This is a genomic window from Streptomyces sp. CCM_MD2014 (genome assembly GCF_000772045.1).
Taxonomy (GTDB): Bacteria; Actinomycetota; Actinomycetes; order Streptomycetales; family Streptomycetaceae; genus Streptomyces; species Streptomyces salinarius.
On sequence record NZ_CP009754.1, the window covers coordinates 1,588,703 to 1,604,012 of the forward strand.

Annotated in this window: 21 protein-coding genes; 20 read left to right on the forward strand and 1 reads right to left on the reverse strand. The window is 71.4% G+C overall.

Going from position 1 to position 15,310, the window contains the following annotated elements; translation table 11 throughout:
* Window positions 1-4: 4 nt before the first annotated feature.
* From NI25_RS06960 to NI25_RS39350, 14 genes are all read left to right on the forward strand, one after another.
* A complete protein-coding gene (locus NI25_RS06960) occupies window positions 5-709 on the forward strand; it encodes a hypothetical protein (protein ID WP_061441602.1) in 705 nt (234 codons plus the stop codon).
* 25 nt (window positions 710-734) lie between these two features.
* Window positions 735-1,493, forward strand: a complete 759-nt coding sequence (locus tag NI25_RS06965) for a hypothetical protein (protein WP_061441603.1) — start codon at window positions 735-737, stop codon at window positions 1,491-1,493.
* Complete coding sequence (locus NI25_RS06970) at window positions 1,490-2,149, forward strand: hypothetical protein (protein WP_061441604.1); 660 nt, start codon at window positions 1,490-1,492, stop codon at window positions 2,147-2,149. The genes NI25_RS06965 and NI25_RS06970 overlap by 4 nt, the downstream gene beginning before the upstream one ends.
* A 17-nt stretch (window positions 2,150-2,166) precedes the next feature.
* Window positions 2,167-2,574: a hypothetical protein gene (locus tag NI25_RS06975; RefSeq protein ID WP_061441605.1), complete on the forward strand. Its 408-nt coding sequence runs from the start codon at window positions 2,167-2,169 to the stop codon at window positions 2,572-2,574.
* A gap of 272 nt (window positions 2,575-2,846) precedes the next feature.
* Entirely contained in the window at window positions 2,847-3,230 is a 384-nt protein-coding gene (locus NI25_RS06980) for a hypothetical protein (RefSeq protein ID WP_061441606.1), read from the forward strand.
* Window positions 3,227-4,030 (forward strand): DUF317 domain-containing protein, encoded by an 804-nt coding sequence (locus NI25_RS06985; RefSeq protein ID WP_061441607.1) that lies wholly within the window; start codon window positions 3,227-3,229, stop codon window positions 4,028-4,030. Before NI25_RS06980 ends, NI25_RS06985 begins: the two co-directional genes overlap by 4 nt.
* Window positions 4,031-4,056: 26 nt before the next feature.
* A complete protein-coding gene (locus tag NI25_RS39625) occupies window positions 4,057-4,410 on the forward strand; it encodes a hypothetical protein (RefSeq protein ID WP_061441608.1) in 354 nt (117 codons plus the stop codon).
* Window positions 4,401-5,222 carry a DUF317 domain-containing protein gene (locus tag NI25_RS06995; RefSeq protein ID WP_061446793.1) on the forward strand — a complete coding sequence of 274 codons (822 nt, stop codon included), beginning with the start codon at window positions 4,401-4,403 and terminating at the stop codon, window positions 5,220-5,222. Before NI25_RS39625 ends, NI25_RS06995 begins: the two co-directional genes overlap by 10 nt.
* Window positions 5,223-5,461: 239 nt before the next feature.
* Window positions 5,462-5,821 carry a hypothetical protein gene (locus NI25_RS40015; protein ID WP_228126023.1) on the forward strand — a complete coding sequence of 120 codons (360 nt, stop codon included), beginning with the start codon at window positions 5,462-5,464 and terminating at the stop codon, window positions 5,819-5,821.
* Window positions 5,822-5,823: 2 nt separating this feature from the next.
* Window positions 5,824-6,600 carry a DUF317 domain-containing protein gene (locus NI25_RS07005; protein WP_061441610.1) on the forward strand — a complete coding sequence of 259 codons (777 nt, stop codon included), beginning with the start codon at window positions 5,824-5,826 and terminating at the stop codon, window positions 6,598-6,600.
* 32 nt (window positions 6,601-6,632) lie between these two features.
* Window positions 6,633-8,423, forward strand: coding sequence for a type IV secretory system conjugative DNA transfer family protein (locus NI25_RS07010; protein WP_061441611.1), 1,791 nt, complete (start codon window positions 6,633-6,635; stop codon window positions 8,421-8,423).
* Complete coding sequence (locus tag NI25_RS07015) at window positions 8,420-8,878, forward strand: XF1762 family protein (RefSeq protein ID WP_107071646.1); 459 nt, start codon at window positions 8,420-8,422, stop codon at window positions 8,876-8,878. The genes NI25_RS07010 and NI25_RS07015 overlap by 4 nt, the downstream gene beginning before the upstream one ends.
* Before the next feature lie 41 nt (window positions 8,879-8,919).
* Window positions 8,920-9,510: a hypothetical protein gene (locus NI25_RS38340; protein WP_233520693.1), complete on the forward strand. Its 591-nt coding sequence runs from the start codon at window positions 8,920-8,922 to the stop codon at window positions 9,508-9,510.
* The gene (locus tag NI25_RS39350) at window positions 9,507-9,974 is read left to right on the forward strand and encodes a hypothetical protein (RefSeq protein ID WP_061441612.1); all 468 of its coding nucleotides are present in this window, start codon (window positions 9,507-9,509) and stop codon (window positions 9,972-9,974) included. The genes NI25_RS38340 and NI25_RS39350 overlap by 4 nt, the downstream gene beginning before the upstream one ends.
* 5 nt (window positions 9,975-9,979) lie before the next feature.
* Here the strand turns inward: NI25_RS39350 and NI25_RS07030 are convergent, their stop codons facing one another.
* The gene (locus NI25_RS07030; protein WP_061441613.1) at window positions 9,980-11,182 is read right to left on the reverse strand and encodes an IS110 family transposase; all 1,203 of its coding nucleotides are present in this window, start codon (window positions 11,180-11,182) and stop codon (window positions 9,980-9,982) included.
* A gap of 216 nt (window positions 11,183-11,398) precedes the next feature.
* Here NI25_RS07030 and NI25_RS07035 point away from each other — a divergent pair, with 216 nt between their 5' ends.
* The 6 genes from NI25_RS07035 (at window position 11,399) to NI25_RS07060 (ending at window position 15,272) form a co-directional block, all read left to right on the forward strand.
* Window positions 11,399-11,683 carry a hypothetical protein gene (locus NI25_RS07035; protein ID WP_148315106.1) on the forward strand — a complete coding sequence of 95 codons (285 nt, stop codon included), beginning with the start codon at window positions 11,399-11,401 and terminating at the stop codon, window positions 11,681-11,683.
* Window positions 11,684-11,874: 191 nt separating this feature from the next.
* Window positions 11,875-12,600: a DUF317 domain-containing protein gene (locus NI25_RS07040; RefSeq protein ID WP_228126025.1), complete on the forward strand. Its 726-nt coding sequence runs from the start codon at window positions 11,875-11,877 to the stop codon at window positions 12,598-12,600.
* Between the two features lie 187 nt (window positions 12,601-12,787).
* Window positions 12,788-13,390: a hypothetical protein gene (locus NI25_RS07045; RefSeq protein ID WP_061441615.1), complete on the forward strand. Its 603-nt coding sequence runs from the start codon at window positions 12,788-12,790 to the stop codon at window positions 13,388-13,390.
* A gap of 58 nt (window positions 13,391-13,448) precedes the next feature.
* The gene (locus NI25_RS39355) at window positions 13,449-13,988 is read left to right on the forward strand and encodes a hypothetical protein (RefSeq protein ID WP_061441616.1); all 540 of its coding nucleotides are present in this window, start codon (window positions 13,449-13,451) and stop codon (window positions 13,986-13,988) included.
* A gap of 92 nt (window positions 13,989-14,080) precedes the next feature.
* Window positions 14,081-14,821, forward strand: coding sequence for a tryptophan synthase subunit alpha (trpA, locus tag NI25_RS07055; RefSeq protein WP_061441617.1), 741 nt, complete (start codon window positions 14,081-14,083; stop codon window positions 14,819-14,821).
* Window positions 14,814-15,272 (forward strand): hypothetical protein, encoded by a 459-nt coding sequence (locus NI25_RS07060; protein WP_061441618.1) that lies wholly within the window; start codon window positions 14,814-14,816, stop codon window positions 15,270-15,272. The genes trpA and NI25_RS07060 overlap by 8 nt, the downstream gene beginning before the upstream one ends.
* Window positions 15,273-15,310: the final 38 nt, after the last annotated feature.

Sequence of the window (15,310 nt, forward strand, 5' to 3'; positions counted from 1 at the left end):
CTCTTTGCCCCGCACCACCGGCCGCTTCCTGGACATCCGCCGTGACCCGCACTCCGGCGAACTCCTCGCCCGCGGGGGCGACGCTGAGGCACACAGCATCCTCCAGCGCGCGGGATTCGTCGCTGTCGTCCGCCTCCACGAGAACTACCACCGCGCCCCCGCCGGCCTGACCGAGGACGAGGAGTCCCGTCTCGCCACCGATGCCGTAGGGCGCCTGCGGGCCGTCGGGTACCACGTCGACTGCGACGAGCCCTTCGACACCGAAGCCCGCCCCGCGGCCTATCCCACGCTCGGCGCCTCGGTCTCCCACCTCGCCGAACGCCTCCGCGAGGCCACCGACACCACCGAGGCAGCCGACATCCTCACCGAACTCACCGCGCCCCACGACGGCATCCTCGCCGGGTTCGAGGAAACCCTCGGCGCACTGGCGGAGTTCTTCGACGGCCTCGGCGACGCGAGCGATCCGTACACCGCCGGGCGCCTGCGCTACCTCGCCGACGCATACGTCCGCGTCATCCGCTCCGACCTCGCGCACACCCGCGGACGGCTGGCCGACCGGCACGCCCCTCACCCCGGCCGCCGCGCCTGCTCAGAGCAGGTTCCCGACCACGAGACCGAACGCTCCGCGGTGTGCGCCTGCCCGCCCCCGCCGCGTGCCCTGCCGGCCCCGGCACCGCCACCCGTCGGTGCCACCCGCCTGCGCCGCTGAGCCCCTTCAACTGCCCAAGGACACCATGCACGACCACGTCAACTCCGAGCGCCTTGCCTCTTACGCCGACGTCCTCGCCGGCGAACTCCCCGACACCTGGACCAGCACCCACCTGACGGGCGACGACAAGGACGACCTCGCCGAACTCACCGACCGCATCTGGGACCTGAACCTGGTCGCCGCCTCCCTGGCCGGACACCCCCTGCAGCAGGCAGCCGTCCTCAGCCGCCCCGACGGCGCCCAGCTCGTCCTGATCGACCGGCACGACGAACGCGACGGCTTCCTCCTCGCCGCCGTCGCCCCGCACGCCCTGCCGGACGAGGCGTACCGCGGCGTCCCCGAGCCCAACGGCATCGCCCTGACCGACGACCCGTTCCTCGGCGCCGAGCAGGTCGCAAATGATCTGCTCGTCCGCTACGACCGTGCGCTCGCCCAGGTGAGGCACAACGCCCTGGACGGCATCCAGCCCTCCCAGCCGGACCGGGTCGTCCTGACCTGGCAGCCGGACGGCAGCGTCGCCACCGCCCCCGCCGACGACCGGGCCGGCACCATCCTCGCCGCCCACGGCTTCATCCAGGACCCGCGCAGCGGCATCTACCGCCTGAGTGGCGACGACACCCAGGCCCAGGCCCGCGCCCTGCGCGAGATCGGCCCGCAGCTCGACGCGCTCGGCATCGGCACCGCCCTCCAGCACCCCGCCGGACGCCACGCGCCCACCTCTGCCCCGGCCTCCATGCCGCCGGCCCCCACCGGCACCCGCACACCCACCGCCAGGACGCGATGAACCAGACGGAGCCCGACTTCTGGGTCCTGGAGTACGTCACCATCACCAAGGACCCCCGTACCGGACTGGTCGTGGCCATCGGCGGCACCGAGCAGGCAGCAGACATCCTTCAGCGGACCGGCGGCTTCCTCACCTCTCCCGGACCCCGCGGGGACTACCACCGTCTTCCGCACGGCCTGCCCATCGAGCAGCAGCGCCTGAAGGCGACCACCGCCTCGCACGCCCTGCTCGCCGCCGGCCACAGCGTCCACCTCGACCCCGCCCTGAACATGCTGGCCACCCCCGACGGCGACCGTGACGCAGCCCTGCGCTACCTCACCCAACTCGCCGAGCGGGCCTCGGCCGCCGAGACCAGCAGCGAGGTGGCCGAGGTCCTGACCGAGGTCGCGGCCCCCGTGCACGGGCTGCTGCCCCTGACCAGAGAAGTGATCGTCCGCGCCTGGATCTCCGCCAGCGATCTCCACGGCGCCGCGCTCGGCGACGAACCCGAGCCCATCGCACGGCTCGGTAGCACGGCCAACTCCCTGAGCGAAGCCGCCCGCGTCATCCTGCGCGCCCGCAACCACGCCGCCCGCCCGGCGCAGCCGCCAGCGACCGCACCGGCCCCGACACCGGCAGCGGGCCGTGCACAGCCCCCGGTTTCCCGCCGCCGCTGACCCCGGAGTAGAAACGTATGGCCAATCTGGCCGACGAGTACGGCACAGACGTCGAGATCTACATCAAGGCCCTGACGACCACCATCCACGCCGACACCCCCACCGGCGCCCCCGCCGGCCTCCACGACCTGCTGGAACAGCTCGGCCTCGAACGCCACGAATACCCCACAGGCGAGCCGCTCTACATCTGGCACACCGTGCCCGACCACCTCGGTGCCGAGGAGCAGAAACACCTGGCGAACCGCGCCATCCCCGCCCTGCTCCTGGCCGGATACACGGTCAACTGCGACCCCGAAGTCTTCGACGAGGCCCTCTACCAGCAGGCCGTGCACCGCCTCCAGGCGCGCGCGGCCCGACCCGCCCCGCAGCAACCGGCGCCCGCCAGTCCCCCCTCGCACTCCGCACCGGCCCGCCGCACCCCGTAAGCCCGGGCGGCCCCGGCACCACGCCGGGGCCGCCCACCCCCCGCCCGATTCCACGGAGAAACCCGTAGCAGAACGCACACCCGCACCGATCAGCCATCGGCTCAAACCCCGGCTCGCAACCGCCCTGTTCCGCCGCTATCTACGCGCCTGTATCACGGCCGGCCCCGACCGCGCCTCCCCACTGGCCGGCGCCCGCCCGGAAGCCGTCCCCAACGAGGCGCAACGCGTCGGGCAGCGCCACCACCACTGACCGTCCACGCACCCGGAGGAGCATGTCCCACCCCGCCCCCTACCCGGTGAGACTGGCCGACGAGATCACCCGCCAGCTCGGCCAGCTCTCCGACCACCTCTCCCAGCTTCCCCCGCCCCAGGCAGCGCAGGTCATCGCCCGCGTCCTCGACCCGGACAACGGAGTCCTCGGCGGCGTCACTCACCTCGTCATCACCGGCAGCCACTTCGCCAAGAGCGAGGCAGAACGAGGCGCCCTGCCAGCGGAGGTATGGCTCGCCTTGGGCCGTGCCGCCAACGAACTGCACGACATCAGCCTGGACCTGGACGAGCACCAGGACCTCCTCCAGCACCTCGGCACCCGACCGGACACCAGCGCGGCGAAGCCTCCGGCTCCCGCCCCGCTCGTCGTACGGCGGCGCCGGTGAAGAAGAAGCAGTGGCAGGGCTGGGGGCCGGGCGAGCAGGCCGAGCAGCACTACCTCGTCCAGCCCCGTGCCCTGGCCGGCGGCGGTGACGTCCGGCACGTCTCGGAGTTCCTGCGCGCCTCGGGCTGGCGGGAGAAGTCGAAGAAGGGCGGCCCGCTGCTCATGGAGAGCCCGGACCGCACCGTCCGCGTCGCCTACGACCCCTACATCCTGCCGGGCGGATGGACCATCCACGGCCGGGCAGGCGGCGCGACCGGTGAATGGTCTGCGCACCTGGGCCGGCAGACTCCGGTGGAGATCGTCGCCGGTCTGACCGACGCCCTCACCCGCCCCCGCTCCGCACACGCCCCCAACGTCTGGGCACCTCTGCAGGAGCAGAACTGGCACACGCGGTTCGAGGGCCAAGACTATTCGGCGAGCAGCCCCGACGGCACCGCGTGGATGCAGTTCCGCCAGGGCGTCGATGGCTCGGCGATGTGGTGGACCGGAGCGCAGGACAAGCAGGGCAACGGCTGGACTGCCCACTTCACGCCGAACACGCCGATGCACCTGGTCCAAGCCTTCTCCACCGAACTTGCCGGCCCGGACCCGGTGATGCGCCCACGCGGACGTGTCCCGCACAGCGCCCAGATCCGGACCTGGTCGGTCTCCGTCAAGCCCTCCCAGCTCAGCGCCTGGCAGCAGGCCCGGATTACAGCTGCCCGCGCCGCCACCTGGGCCCGCAACAGCGCCCGAAGCGCCCGGCCCCGCACCACCGCCCGTCCCTACGCCCCGGCCGGCGGTGCCCGGACCCGCCGCTGATCTCCATCCCCATCTGAAGGAGCCCGATGCCTGCCCCCACCCCGGAAACCCTGCGCGCCCTGACTGAAACGCTGTCGGACGTCACCGAGTACCTGCGCGAGAATCCCGACCCCGATGAAGCCCTCGCCCTCGTCGAGCCGCTCCTCGACGAGTACACGGGCCTGCCCGTCCAGCTCGCCGACACGCTGCGTGCCCTCGCCCGCACCATCCAGGAACACCAGGCCATCCCACGTACCGCGCACGTCAACGTCCTGATCGCCGAGCTGCGTTCAGCCGCCTGGGAACAGACCGACCAGCACACCCTCCACTACGTCCTGGACGAGCTGCGTGCGCTGCACTACGACGCCGAGAGCGAGCAGGGGTGCAGCCGGTGCCGTTGAGCGAGCGCCAGCTCGACGCCTTCGCCGACAAGCACGCTGGGCAGATCCCCTTCGACACCAGCCCCCGCCACCTCGCCGGCCCGGGCGACGCCCGTCACGTCACCCACGGCCTGGCCGCGGCCGGATGGGCCACGGTCTCCGACCCGCTCAGCGCCGAGATCGTGATGGCCAGCCCCGATCACCGCTACCGCCTGCAGTTCGACCCGCAGTCCGCCACCTCCGCCTGGTGGCGGCTGCGGGCCGCCCCCGGCGACAACGACCATGGCTGGTACGCCGAGTTCGGTGAACTCGTGCCGGCCGAGGTCCTCGCCGGCCTCACCGACGCCCTCATCACACCGCCCTCATCGCAACCGGACCCCTGGCAGCCCGTGACCAGCGCAGGCTGGCAGTACGAGGATGCCGGGAGAGCGTTCTCTCCGGACTCGCTGTGCCGGATCGAGCACCGCCCCATGAGTGAGTTCCATGAACGGCCGTCCTGGCACATCGAGGTCAGGACAAGCAGCGACGAATCATTCCCGGGCCCGCGGATCTGGCATGCCTTCCTCGACGAGCACGTTCCCGATCGCCTCGTAGGTGCCTTCCTGGGCGCGCTGGCCGACCAGAGCCCGCTGCAGCGCGGCATGTTCGACCGCACCGCCCACTACAGCGCCGTCCAAGAGCCGAGCCCGCTGCGCCCGCAGCAGGTAGTCGACGCGCACACCGCCCGGGTGAAGACGCTCCGCGCACAGGCCCGCGCCGTGCGCCGTCAGCAGACTGCCAACGCGACACCCCCGGCGCCCACGACCGCCGTCCAGTCGGCCGCCCGCCGCTGACCTCAAAGGATGCTCTCATCTCCCGCACCACGAACCACGGCCGCCGCACCTCGCTGCGGCGCCTCAATCGCTATCTGCGCCACAGTGAACGGATCCTGGCGTCCTGGGACGCCTTCACCGCGTTCAACACGGACCTGGACGGCTGGCCCTTCGACCAGGACGCCTACGGCCGCCGGGCCGCCGTCCGTGACGCAGACACCGCCGCAGCGTTCGACGGCATCCGTCCTGGCGCCCGCCAATTGCTGGCCACCGCCCGGCTCCAGCTCCAGCACCTGCCCGCACACCTCACGCGGGACAGCTGGCCCGGGCAGCTGACCATCCTGGAGGAGGCACTGAGCCACCTCGACGCCCTGGACGCCCGGTGGCAAGAGACCAGGGCCCAGCTCCCCGAGGGCACCGGACCGGGCAGCGCAGCGTATGTCGACGCGCTGGACGAGCATCACGCGGAGTGCTGGAGCTACCTGGACGACTGGGCCTGCCACGGCCGCGTCATCCTCGACATCCAGGCCGCCGCACGCCGCGCACCGTCCCGGCCGAAGCGCCCGCAGCTTCCCGCCCTGACGTCCCGGCGCAGCGGACACGGCGCGAGGGGACGGTGACCATGCCCGACCGCCCCGCCAACGTCGACATCGACTACATCGCCCCGCGCCACCTGGCCGGCGGCGGTGACCCCGCCTGGATCACCGTCCCCCTCCACCGTGCCTGCGGCTGGAGCTACGGTCACGACCCCCTGATGCCCCGCGTCCTGCTTTCCAGCCCCGACCAGAAGGCCCTCCTGCGGCTGGAGCCCGACCCCGACGGACGGTGGTGGACTCTGCAGCACGCCCCCGCGCCGGACCGGCCCGCCTGGTTCGCCAGCTTCGATGCCCGCACCCCCGTCGAGATGATCGCTGCGTTCACCGACGTGCTGACCGATCCCACTGCCGATCAAGGAGACAACTGGGATCCGCAGGAGCCGCTTCTGACAGCGGGCTGGTCTCCGGCCTACCGCCACCACCGGCTGGCCTCACCCGACGGCACCGTCCGCGTCGAGGCCGACGAGGCAACCGGGGCCTGGTGGGTCGACACCACCCTCCGCGACTTCCGGGCTCTGCTGTGGCAAGCCCACTTCAGCGAGCACACCCCACCGCACCTGATCACCGCGTTCACCGCCGCGCTCACCGACCCCCGACCGGTGCCGCGCACCGCAGGCCCCTCCAGCCTCCCGACTCGCAGCCCGGACCTCATCACTCTCTCGCACCGGGAAGTACCCGCCACGCAGGTCGCCGGCGCCCTGGAGGAACGCGTCCGCTCCCTCGCCGCACGCCGCACTGGCCCGCCGGCGACGAGTACGCATCCTCCGCAACGGCCGCAGGCCGAGCGCCACCGCCTGCGCTGATCCCTCCGTCCCCGCCTGGAAGCACCTAGCCCTTGCCCCCCTCCTCCTCCAGCAGCAACACCGACGGATACGACCTCGTCCTGCGCCTCCTGCTCGGCGTGCTCGCCGTCGTCGTCCCCCTGTCCCACCTGGCCTGGCTGTGCGGCAATCTCACCGCCTCCCTCGCCGGAGGCAGCTGGGCCCCCTACCAGCCGACCAACGCCTTGCTCCACCCCGAGCAGGTCTGGCCCGAGGCCAGGGAGAACGCCCTGCTCATCGGGGCACGCATCGTTCCCGTTCTGCTCCTCCTGGCTCTCGGGGTAACGGCGGTCGCCCTGTGGCTCCGGCACAGGAACCGCGGCGGCAGCCGGAAGAAGATCACCGGCATGGCCAAGGCCCGGGACATCGAGCCCTTGATGGCCAAGGCGATCACCGACAAAGCCCGCTCGCTGCGCCCCAGCCTGAAAGACGCCAAGCACATCAAAGCCCGCGACACCGGCATCCTCCTGGGCGACCTGCAAAACACCCGGCACGAGGTACGCATGGGCTACGAAGACGTGGCCGTCGCCATCATGGCGCCCCGCTCGGGCAAGACCACCTCGCTCGCCATCCCCTCCATGCTCGCCGCGCCCGGCCCCGTCCTGCTGACCTCGAACAAGGCCGCAGGCGACGCATTCACCGCCACATACGAGGCCCGCTCCCGCGTCGGGCAGGTGTGGACCATGGACCCCCAGCAGATCGCGCACGCCGCACGCGAGATGTGGTGGAACCCCCTCGCCAGCGCGAAAACCCTGGACGGAGCGAACCGGCTCGCCGGACACTTCCTCGCCGCCTCGGTGGACGCCTCCCAGCAGGGCGACTTCTGGTCCAAGGCCGGCAGCAACATCCTGTCCCAACTGCTGCTGGCCGCAGCGCTCGACGAGCGGCCCATCACCGACATCATGCAGTGGCTCGCCTTCCCCGCCGACCGCACCCCGCTCGACATCCTCCGCGACCACGACTTCGCCGCCGTCGCAGCCCAGCTCAAGGGCACCGTCGAAGGACCCCCGGAGACGCGCGACGGCATCTACGAGACTGCCCGCCAGTACGCCGCCGCCCTGCTGAACAACGAGATCGCCGCCTGGGTCACCCCGCAGAAGGACGTTCCCGAGTTCCGCCCGTCGGAGTTCGTCACCTCCACCGACACGCTGTACCTGCTGAGCAAGGACGGGGGAGGCGGGGCCTCGGCACTGATCGCCGCGTGCGCGGACTCCGTCATGCGCGCGGCCACCGCCCAGGCCGAACGCGCCGGCGGACGCCTGGACCCGCCCATGCTGGCGATCCTCGACGAGGCCGCCAACGTGTGCAAGATCAGCGACCTGCCGGACCTGTACTCCCACCTCGGCTCCCGCGGAATCATCCCGATCACCATCCTCCAGTCCTACCGCCAGGGCCAGAAGGTCTGGGGAGACGCGGGCATGGACGCCATGTGGTCCGCCTCGACCGTCAAGGTCATCGGCTCCGGCATCGACGACCCCGACTTCGCCGACAAGCTCTCCCGCCTGATCGGCGACCACGACGTCGAGACCACATCGACCTCGCACTCGGAGTCCGGCAAGAGCACGTCGGTGTCGATGCGGCAGGAACGGATCCTGCCCGCCGACGCGATCCGAGCCCTGCCCAAGGGCACCGCCCTGTGCTTCGCCACCGGCATGCGCGCCGCCATGCTCGACCTGCGACCGTGGTACCGAGAGCCAGGAGCCGGGGAACTGTCCGCGGCGTCCGCCCGCGCGTCGAAGGCGATCACGGCTCGCGCCGTCGCGAAGCACGCGCCGACACAGTCCGACTTCGGGACGGCCGCGTGAGCGACATACCGCTGCACCTGGTGCCGGTCCGCTCCCGTGAGGCGAAGGACTTCGTGCGCACCTGGCACCGTCACCACCCGCCGCCCGCAGGACAGATCTTCGCGGTCGGCGCCGCCGACGAGAGGGGCACGCTGCGCGCCGTGGCCATCGTCGGCAGGCCGGTGGCCCGGCACCTGGACGACGGCGCCACCCTCGAAGTCACCCGGACCGCCACCGACGGCACCCGCAACGCCAACTCACTGCTCTACGGGGCCGCGTGGCGGGCGGCGAAAGCCCTCGGCTACCGACGACTGGTCACCTACACGCAGGACGGCGAGAGCGGCGCATCCCTGCGCGGCGCCGGGTGGCGCGTGATCGCCAGCCGGCCGCCCCGCGCCGGATGGCACACCCCGTCCCGCCCACGAGCCGGCCACGGCAACGACCACGTCACCCGCCTGCTGTGGGAAGCCCTGTGACCGAGCCCGTTCCTGCACAGCAACGGACCGAACATCTCACCTTGCCCCGTACCGCCCCGCGTCCTCCCGGAGTTGTCCTGCACACCGTTGACCTGACCGAACACACCCGCCTTCTCGGCGAGGTGGCCCCCGCCCTGAAGGAGCTGTCCGTGGAGGCGGCACGCATCCGGGAGGGCGAGATCGCCAAGCCCGTCCGAGAGATCGCACCCCTGAGCCTGCGGGTGCACGAGCTGGCGATGAAGTGCACGCGGCAGGTGCACGACCTGTCGGTCAGCCAGTACCCCGCAATGAAGGACGGGGCCGACAACCTGGCGCTCCTCGCCGGCGCCTGCTCCCAGATCTCACTGGCCGCCACCCTGTGCAACCTCGCCATCCATCACCGCACCGAAATCCTGCTGTACGAGGACGCCGATCCCACCCCGGCGACCAGTCGTGATCAGCTTCGCCGTGCCGGTGTCGAGATGCAGCAAGCGGCCACCACTTATCGCGCCGTAGCGCGACGGCTCTCCCGACGCCTCGCCTCATTCTCGGCGCGCGCTGAAGACCGGCAACTCATCGCCGAGGCCCAAAGGCCCAGCCCGCAGAAGGCGCCCTCCACACCGCCCGTGCTCGCTGCCCGGCGCCGCGTATGACGACGCCGCCCGAGGACTTCCTGTTCGACGTGGCCGCCCCGCCGACGCCGGTTGAACGCCTGCTGCTGCTCGCAGACCAGTACGTGCAGCACAACGACATGCTCGACCGTCTCCTGCGGGCCCATCCGCCATCCGAGCCCAACGCCCACGCCGCCTCCGCCCAGCGACTCGCTTCTGCGACCCGCACCGCCCTCAAAGCGGTCACCGACGTACGCCTCTTCCGCAGTCCCGACCTGTCGGACGCAGTGGTCCGCCTTGAGCAGCTCGCCTTCCTGAGCAGTGCCTCCGCGGACCAGCAGCTCCCGATGGCACGCACTCTGACCGCCTTGGCACCCGAAGCCGCGATGGGCTGCGCCAACACCCTCGCCTACGAAATCCGACGCCGCGGGGGGACGGCAGCAGGCGACGGTCCGGAGCACACCCTGACCGCCGCTCACCACACCGCCCTGTGGGAGTCTCAATGACGAAGTCAAGCCGCCTGCGTGACTGGCGGGGCGGTCGTGAACATTCGTCCGTCACGAAGTAATGCCCACAACACGCTCGCTCGTCGGCGAGCCAGGGCGATGATGGCTTGGACGTGCTTGCACCCCTCGCCACGCTTCTTGAGGTAGAAGTCCCGATTAGGGCCCTCGCGGATGATGCTGGTCTGCGCGGACAGGTAGAACACCCTTCGCAGACGGCGGCTGTAACGCTTGGGCCGGTGCAGGTTCCCAGTCCGCCGGCCGGAGTCGCGTGGCACAGGTACAAGTCCGGCCGCTGACGCCAGGTGACCAGCGTCCGCGTAGGCGGTCAGGTCACCTGCCGCCACGACGAACTCGGCCCCGAGCATGGGCCCCATGCCGGGCAGCGACTCGATGATCTCCGCTTGTGGATGGCTGCGGAAGGTCTCGCGGATACGCTTCTCGATGCGCTTGAGCCGCTCATCCAGGGCCAGGATCTGTTCGGCTAGGTCAGCGACGATTTGGGCGGCGACCTCCTCGCCGGGCAGCGCGGTCTGCTGGGTCCGGGCAGCCTCGAGAGCAGTGACCGCGACGGCGTCAGCGCTGCGCACGCCCCGGTTGGCCAGCCAGGCCGTGAGCCGGGCTCGGCCGCGGCGGCGGATCGCGGCGGGGGTCTGGTAGCCGGTCAACAGCACCAGGGCACCTTTGTGAGCCGAGTAGTCGAAAGACCGTTCCAGAGCGGGAAAGACGCCGGTCAGGACATCGCGGAGACGGTTGATCATTCTCACCCTGTCTGCAACCAGGTCAGAGCGATGGGCGGTCAACAGGGCTAGTTCGGCCGCCAGTTGGGCGGGCACATCGATGGTCGCAAAGTCCCGGCGGTGCCGGGCGGTCTCGGCGATGATGTAGGCGTCACGGGCATCGGTTTTCGCCTCGCCCCGGTAGGCCCCGGCCATCCGGTTGACCGTGCGGCCGGGAACGTAGACGGCCTGCTGGCCGTGCGCCGCGAGCAGGGCCAGAAGTAGCGCGGAGGCCGTGCCGGAGATGTCAACCGCCCAGCGGACCTCATCCGCCAGGTCCAGGATCTCGCCGAGCGCGCTCAGGATCGCCGACTCGTCATTGTCGACCTTCTTCGACCACAAGGTCGCCCCGGTCTCGTCGACTGCCGCAGTCCAGTGGTGGCCCTTACCCGCGTCGATGCCGGCCCAGACGCAGGCCCGTCGCTTGCTCACTTGCCCCTCCTCGTTCCACACGGCATGCCGTCGGCCCGAGGAACACCCCGCTGTCATCTCCGTAATCAGCGACCGAAGCGCACATCTCAATCAGCAGCCAGGGCGCCCCGGAGGGCCGGGCGGCCACTCCCACAGAGCCACTGCAGACAAGAACGCCTGTGCCACACCCAGCCCTCCCGGGCCACCCAACAACTTACGGAGATCGCCTGCGGGAACGTGGTGGTCACCAGCTCCCTGGGACGGCAAAGCATCCACTACCGCGACGAGCGCGTGCTCCTGGGCACACTGCGGGCGTTGGAGGCAAAGGGGCTCGCGGAGCGCGTTCCGCAGTCCGCGCCTGCCGCCTATGTGGGCGGCCCGCTCCAGGACCGAGTCCGCCTCACTCCCGCCGGCACCACCGCGCTGGCCACAGCCATCAGCATCCCGCCCACTCGCAGGGCGCCCGGCACGACGCCCGCGCCCGCACCCACCGCTGCGAAGACGGCCGCCCGCAGCCGTTAACTGACCCATCGGAGCCCACAGCAGCCTATGACCTCGCACAACCGCGCCCAACACCCGGATCCACCCCGCGCCCGGGTGGACGGATACGAGGCCCCGCCCGCACGCGTCCCAGACGTCTCCTGCACACCGGCACCGACGCGCTGCACCCGATCAGTCCTGGCCCACTGCCGCCTGCGGTACAAGGCCCGGCGGTGAGGCCCTTCGGGCCCCAGGACCGGGTCCTGGTCTCCCCGCGCTATCTGGCGGGAGCGGGCATCGACCGGCTCGCCGATGCGATCGGCCCGCTGGTCCACCTCTTCGGCTGGCAGAGCGAGCACGATCGCGCAAGCGGACGCATCAGCGTCCACAGCCCCGACGGCAGCCTGTTCGTCAACTTCAACTCCCGGCATACCCACGGCCACTGGTGGTCCCTCGCGCACCACGAGCCGTACTGGGAAGCCCGCTTCACCCGGCAGACCCCGATCGAGGCCATCGCCGCCGTCACCCAGGCTCTGCCCCAGCTGCTCGGCGACGACCGGCACATCGACCGGATCCCGCTCACCACCACCCCCCTCGCGCAGATCGCCGAACTGAACCACTGGCACCGCGAGGACGACACGTTCACCTCGCCCGACGGCCACTGCCACCTGCAGCACACTCCGGCGGAAGACACCCCGTGGCGCTTCCGGCACCACGTGTACGACGGCTTCGACACCCACTGGGACGCCTCCTTCACCCAGGACACCCCCGAGCGGCTCGTCGCCCAGTTCTTCACCCACCTCGCGACGACCACCCCGGTCGAGCGCACCTTCCGTGACGTCCCCTACCTCGTGCAGAACCTGGACGACGCGCTCATCACCCCCGTGCACCGAGCCGCCGTGAACCCACACGTCCACCACGCCGGCGCCCAGCTCGGCCGCGTCGTACACCGCCGCTGACACCGGCCTCACCGAAACCCGTCATCCCCAGCTGAACGAGCCGACTGGGCCGGCCGAGCACCTCCTGCTCCTCGCCGGCTACTTCACCCGGCACAACGCCGCCCTGACTCGGCTGCACGTACCCGTCCGTTGCCGCGAGCGCACTGCCATTCCTCCCGGCCTGCACTTCCGAATCCCTTGGACCACCGTGTCACTCCTGGACATCCCCGACGTATTCATCGGGTCCACCGACGACGGCCACACCTTCGTCATCCTCAACCGCCCCATCCGCGACGCCGACCGGCTGCTCACCGACGCCGGCTTCCTCCCTCGTGAACACCACGGCCGCAGGCTCCACCTGCTGCCTCCAGGCATCGCGCAGGACGTACACGAGCGCGCCGGCGTGGCGATGTACGGGCTCTTGGCCCACACCCACGACCTCGTCGACCTTTCCTGGACCACCCGCTGGAGTCCCGACCAGCCGGCAGGCGGCCCAGACCTGCACTTCCAGGTCAGGGACGGCACGGTTGCCGTGACTGCCTCGACCACCGCCGCCCGGTTGCTGCTGGAGCAACACGGCTTCGTCCCCACAGCAGACGGCGCGTCCTACCGCACTCGGGACGGGCTGGACGAGCGCCAACTGCTCAGCGCCGTCACCGCTGCCGAGGCACACGCGTACACCCACGGTCTCAGCGCGCGTGTCCACCTGGGCATCCCCACACCAGCCGACATCCCCGCCAGCACCCGCCGCCGCTCAGCTCCCGCCACCGGTCCACGAATCACACCATCAGCCCCTCGCCGCACCCGCTGACCACCCCAACGCATCCGGCACCGCCATCCGAGGAGCTTCCACGTCCGACACCCCCACCGTGCATGATCTCGCCCGTGCCCTCGCCGACCAGCTCCACCCCGGTGCCGCTCCCCGGGACGTGACCGTCAGCTTCGGCGCCCGCCGGCAAGCCCCCATCGAGTACCGCAGCCGCGGTCGGGGCGGACCCGTGACGGTCTACGCCCAAGCACTGCACGCCGCCCTCTACGGCCTTCCCACGCCCGGCGAGTCGCTGCCCACCGCCCTGGACGCGCTTCTGCAAGCCACACACACCGCGACCGTCCCGGAACAGAAAACCGCCGTCCTGCGGCAGGTCGCCGAGCAGCTGCGCAACGCCGCCGAGATCATCCAGCGCTACCAGTACCGAGCCCAGTGGGACCGGTTCCCCACCGATGTTGCCGAGCAGCTCGCTACTGCTCACGACCAGGCCCGGCAGATCGCCCAGGCCCTCGACCGCGTGGCCCCCGCCTTCGGCCACCAGCCCACCACGAACACCACGCCCCGTGCCCGGGCCGCCCACGGCCAGAGCGCCACCACCCTCGTAACCTCCTCGCCTTCACCGGCCCCACGCCACCGCTGACCTGCCGCGACAGCGCCCTCCGAGAAAGACATCTCCTGGCCACCACCGACTCCCTCCAAGCTCTCCTCGCCCAACCCCGCTGCGCGCTCGGCGTGTTCGTCCCCGCCGGACTGCATCCGGCCCGCGCCGAGCGCCGTCAGCTCGACCAGATCGCCCGAGCCGGCGCCGACCTGTTCGAGATCGGCCTCGCCCACCATGACGCCGGCCTCGACGGGCCCATCATCCAAGCCGCCTACCGCCGCGCCCTGAGCCGCGGAAACGTCCTCGCCCGCGCCCTGCGCGCGGTCGAGCACGCCGCTGGCCTTCGGCCGACCGTCGTTATGACCTACTGGGATCCAGTCCACCGGCACGGCCCCGAACGCCTGGCCCGGCTGCTCGCTGACGCGGGTGCCGCCGGGGCAATGGTCGTCGACCTGCCCGACGACCAGGCAGAGCGCTGGCAGGCCGCAGCGAAGGCCACGAACCTCTCCACCCCACGCCTCGTCCCGCGCCACCTCGCCGACACCGGTCTCGCCACCGTGGCCGCCGGTGCGTCGGGATGGCTCTACGCACCCGCCAGCACCGGCCCCACCGGCTACCGCGGCCCGCTCGACGTGCCCGCGCTCGCCGACTTCACGACACGCCTGCGTGCCGCGAGTCCCCTGCCCGTCGTGTCGGGCGTGGGGATCTCCACCCCGGCCCTCGCGGAACGCGTGGCGCCACTGGTGGACGCCGTCGTCATCGGCACCCCCGTCGTCCGCGCCCTGATGGCCTCCCCCGAGCAGGCCCCAGTGCTCACCACCGCGTTCGCCCACGCCCTGTACCCGTACGCCACCACGGAGACCCGTGCCTGACTCCGCCGACCCGGCCCCGGTCCTCGCCCGCATCTCGTCCGATGCGGCCTCGCTGCACCAGGCCCTGTATTTCCTGCCCGCCGAACGAGGCGCATCCGCATCCACACTGGCCGCGCGCCTCACTGACGCCCAGGACCTCGCCGGCACCGCTTTGCGGCTGTTTCTCACCCTCAGCCGCCAGACGACGCGGCCCTCCCCTCCGGACCTGCTGCTCCTTCACCGCGTCGCGCAGATCGCCAAGGCCGCCCAGGACGCCGCCGCCGAACTGACGGCTGCTCTTGCCCGCGCCGTGGAGAACCAGCGCCGCCAGGCCGCCGCCACATCACGGCGGGTGGTTCTGATCGGGCCGACACCGCAGCAGTTCATCGAGTCGGCCACCGACCTCGTCGACCGCATCCCCGCCCTCTGCGACGCCGTATCCCGCGACCGGCCGCAATCCCCCTGCCGCTGACGCGACCGCGATTCGAGCACTCCCTCCCCTTTCCCTAA

What these genes read in the sequence shown, in the direction of transcription:
- NI25_RS06965 (WP_061441603.1), top strand. Translation starts at nt 735, where the DNA reads ATGCACGACCACGTCAACTCCGAGCGCCTTGCCTCTTACGCCGACGTC.
- NI25_RS06970 (WP_061441604.1), top strand. Translation starts at nt 1,490, where the DNA reads ATGAACCAGACGGAGCCCGACTTCTGGGTCCTGGAGTACGTCACCATC.
- NI25_RS06975 (WP_061441605.1), top strand. Translation starts at nt 2,167, where the DNA reads ATGGCCAATCTGGCCGACGAGTACGGCACAGACGTCGAGATCTACATC.
- NI25_RS06980 (WP_061441606.1), top strand. Translation starts at nt 2,847, where the DNA reads ATGTCCCACCCCGCCCCCTACCCGGTGAGACTGGCCGACGAGATCACC.
- NI25_RS39625 (WP_061441608.1), top strand. Translation starts at nt 4,057, where the DNA reads ATGCCTGCCCCCACCCCGGAAACCCTGCGCGCCCTGACTGAAACGCTG.
- NI25_RS07005 (WP_061441610.1), top strand. Translation starts at nt 5,824, where the DNA reads ATGCCCGACCGCCCCGCCAACGTCGACATCGACTACATCGCCCCGCGC.
- NI25_RS39350 (WP_061441612.1), top strand. Translation starts at nt 9,507, where the DNA reads ATGACGACGCCGCCCGAGGACTTCCTGTTCGACGTGGCCGCCCCGCCG.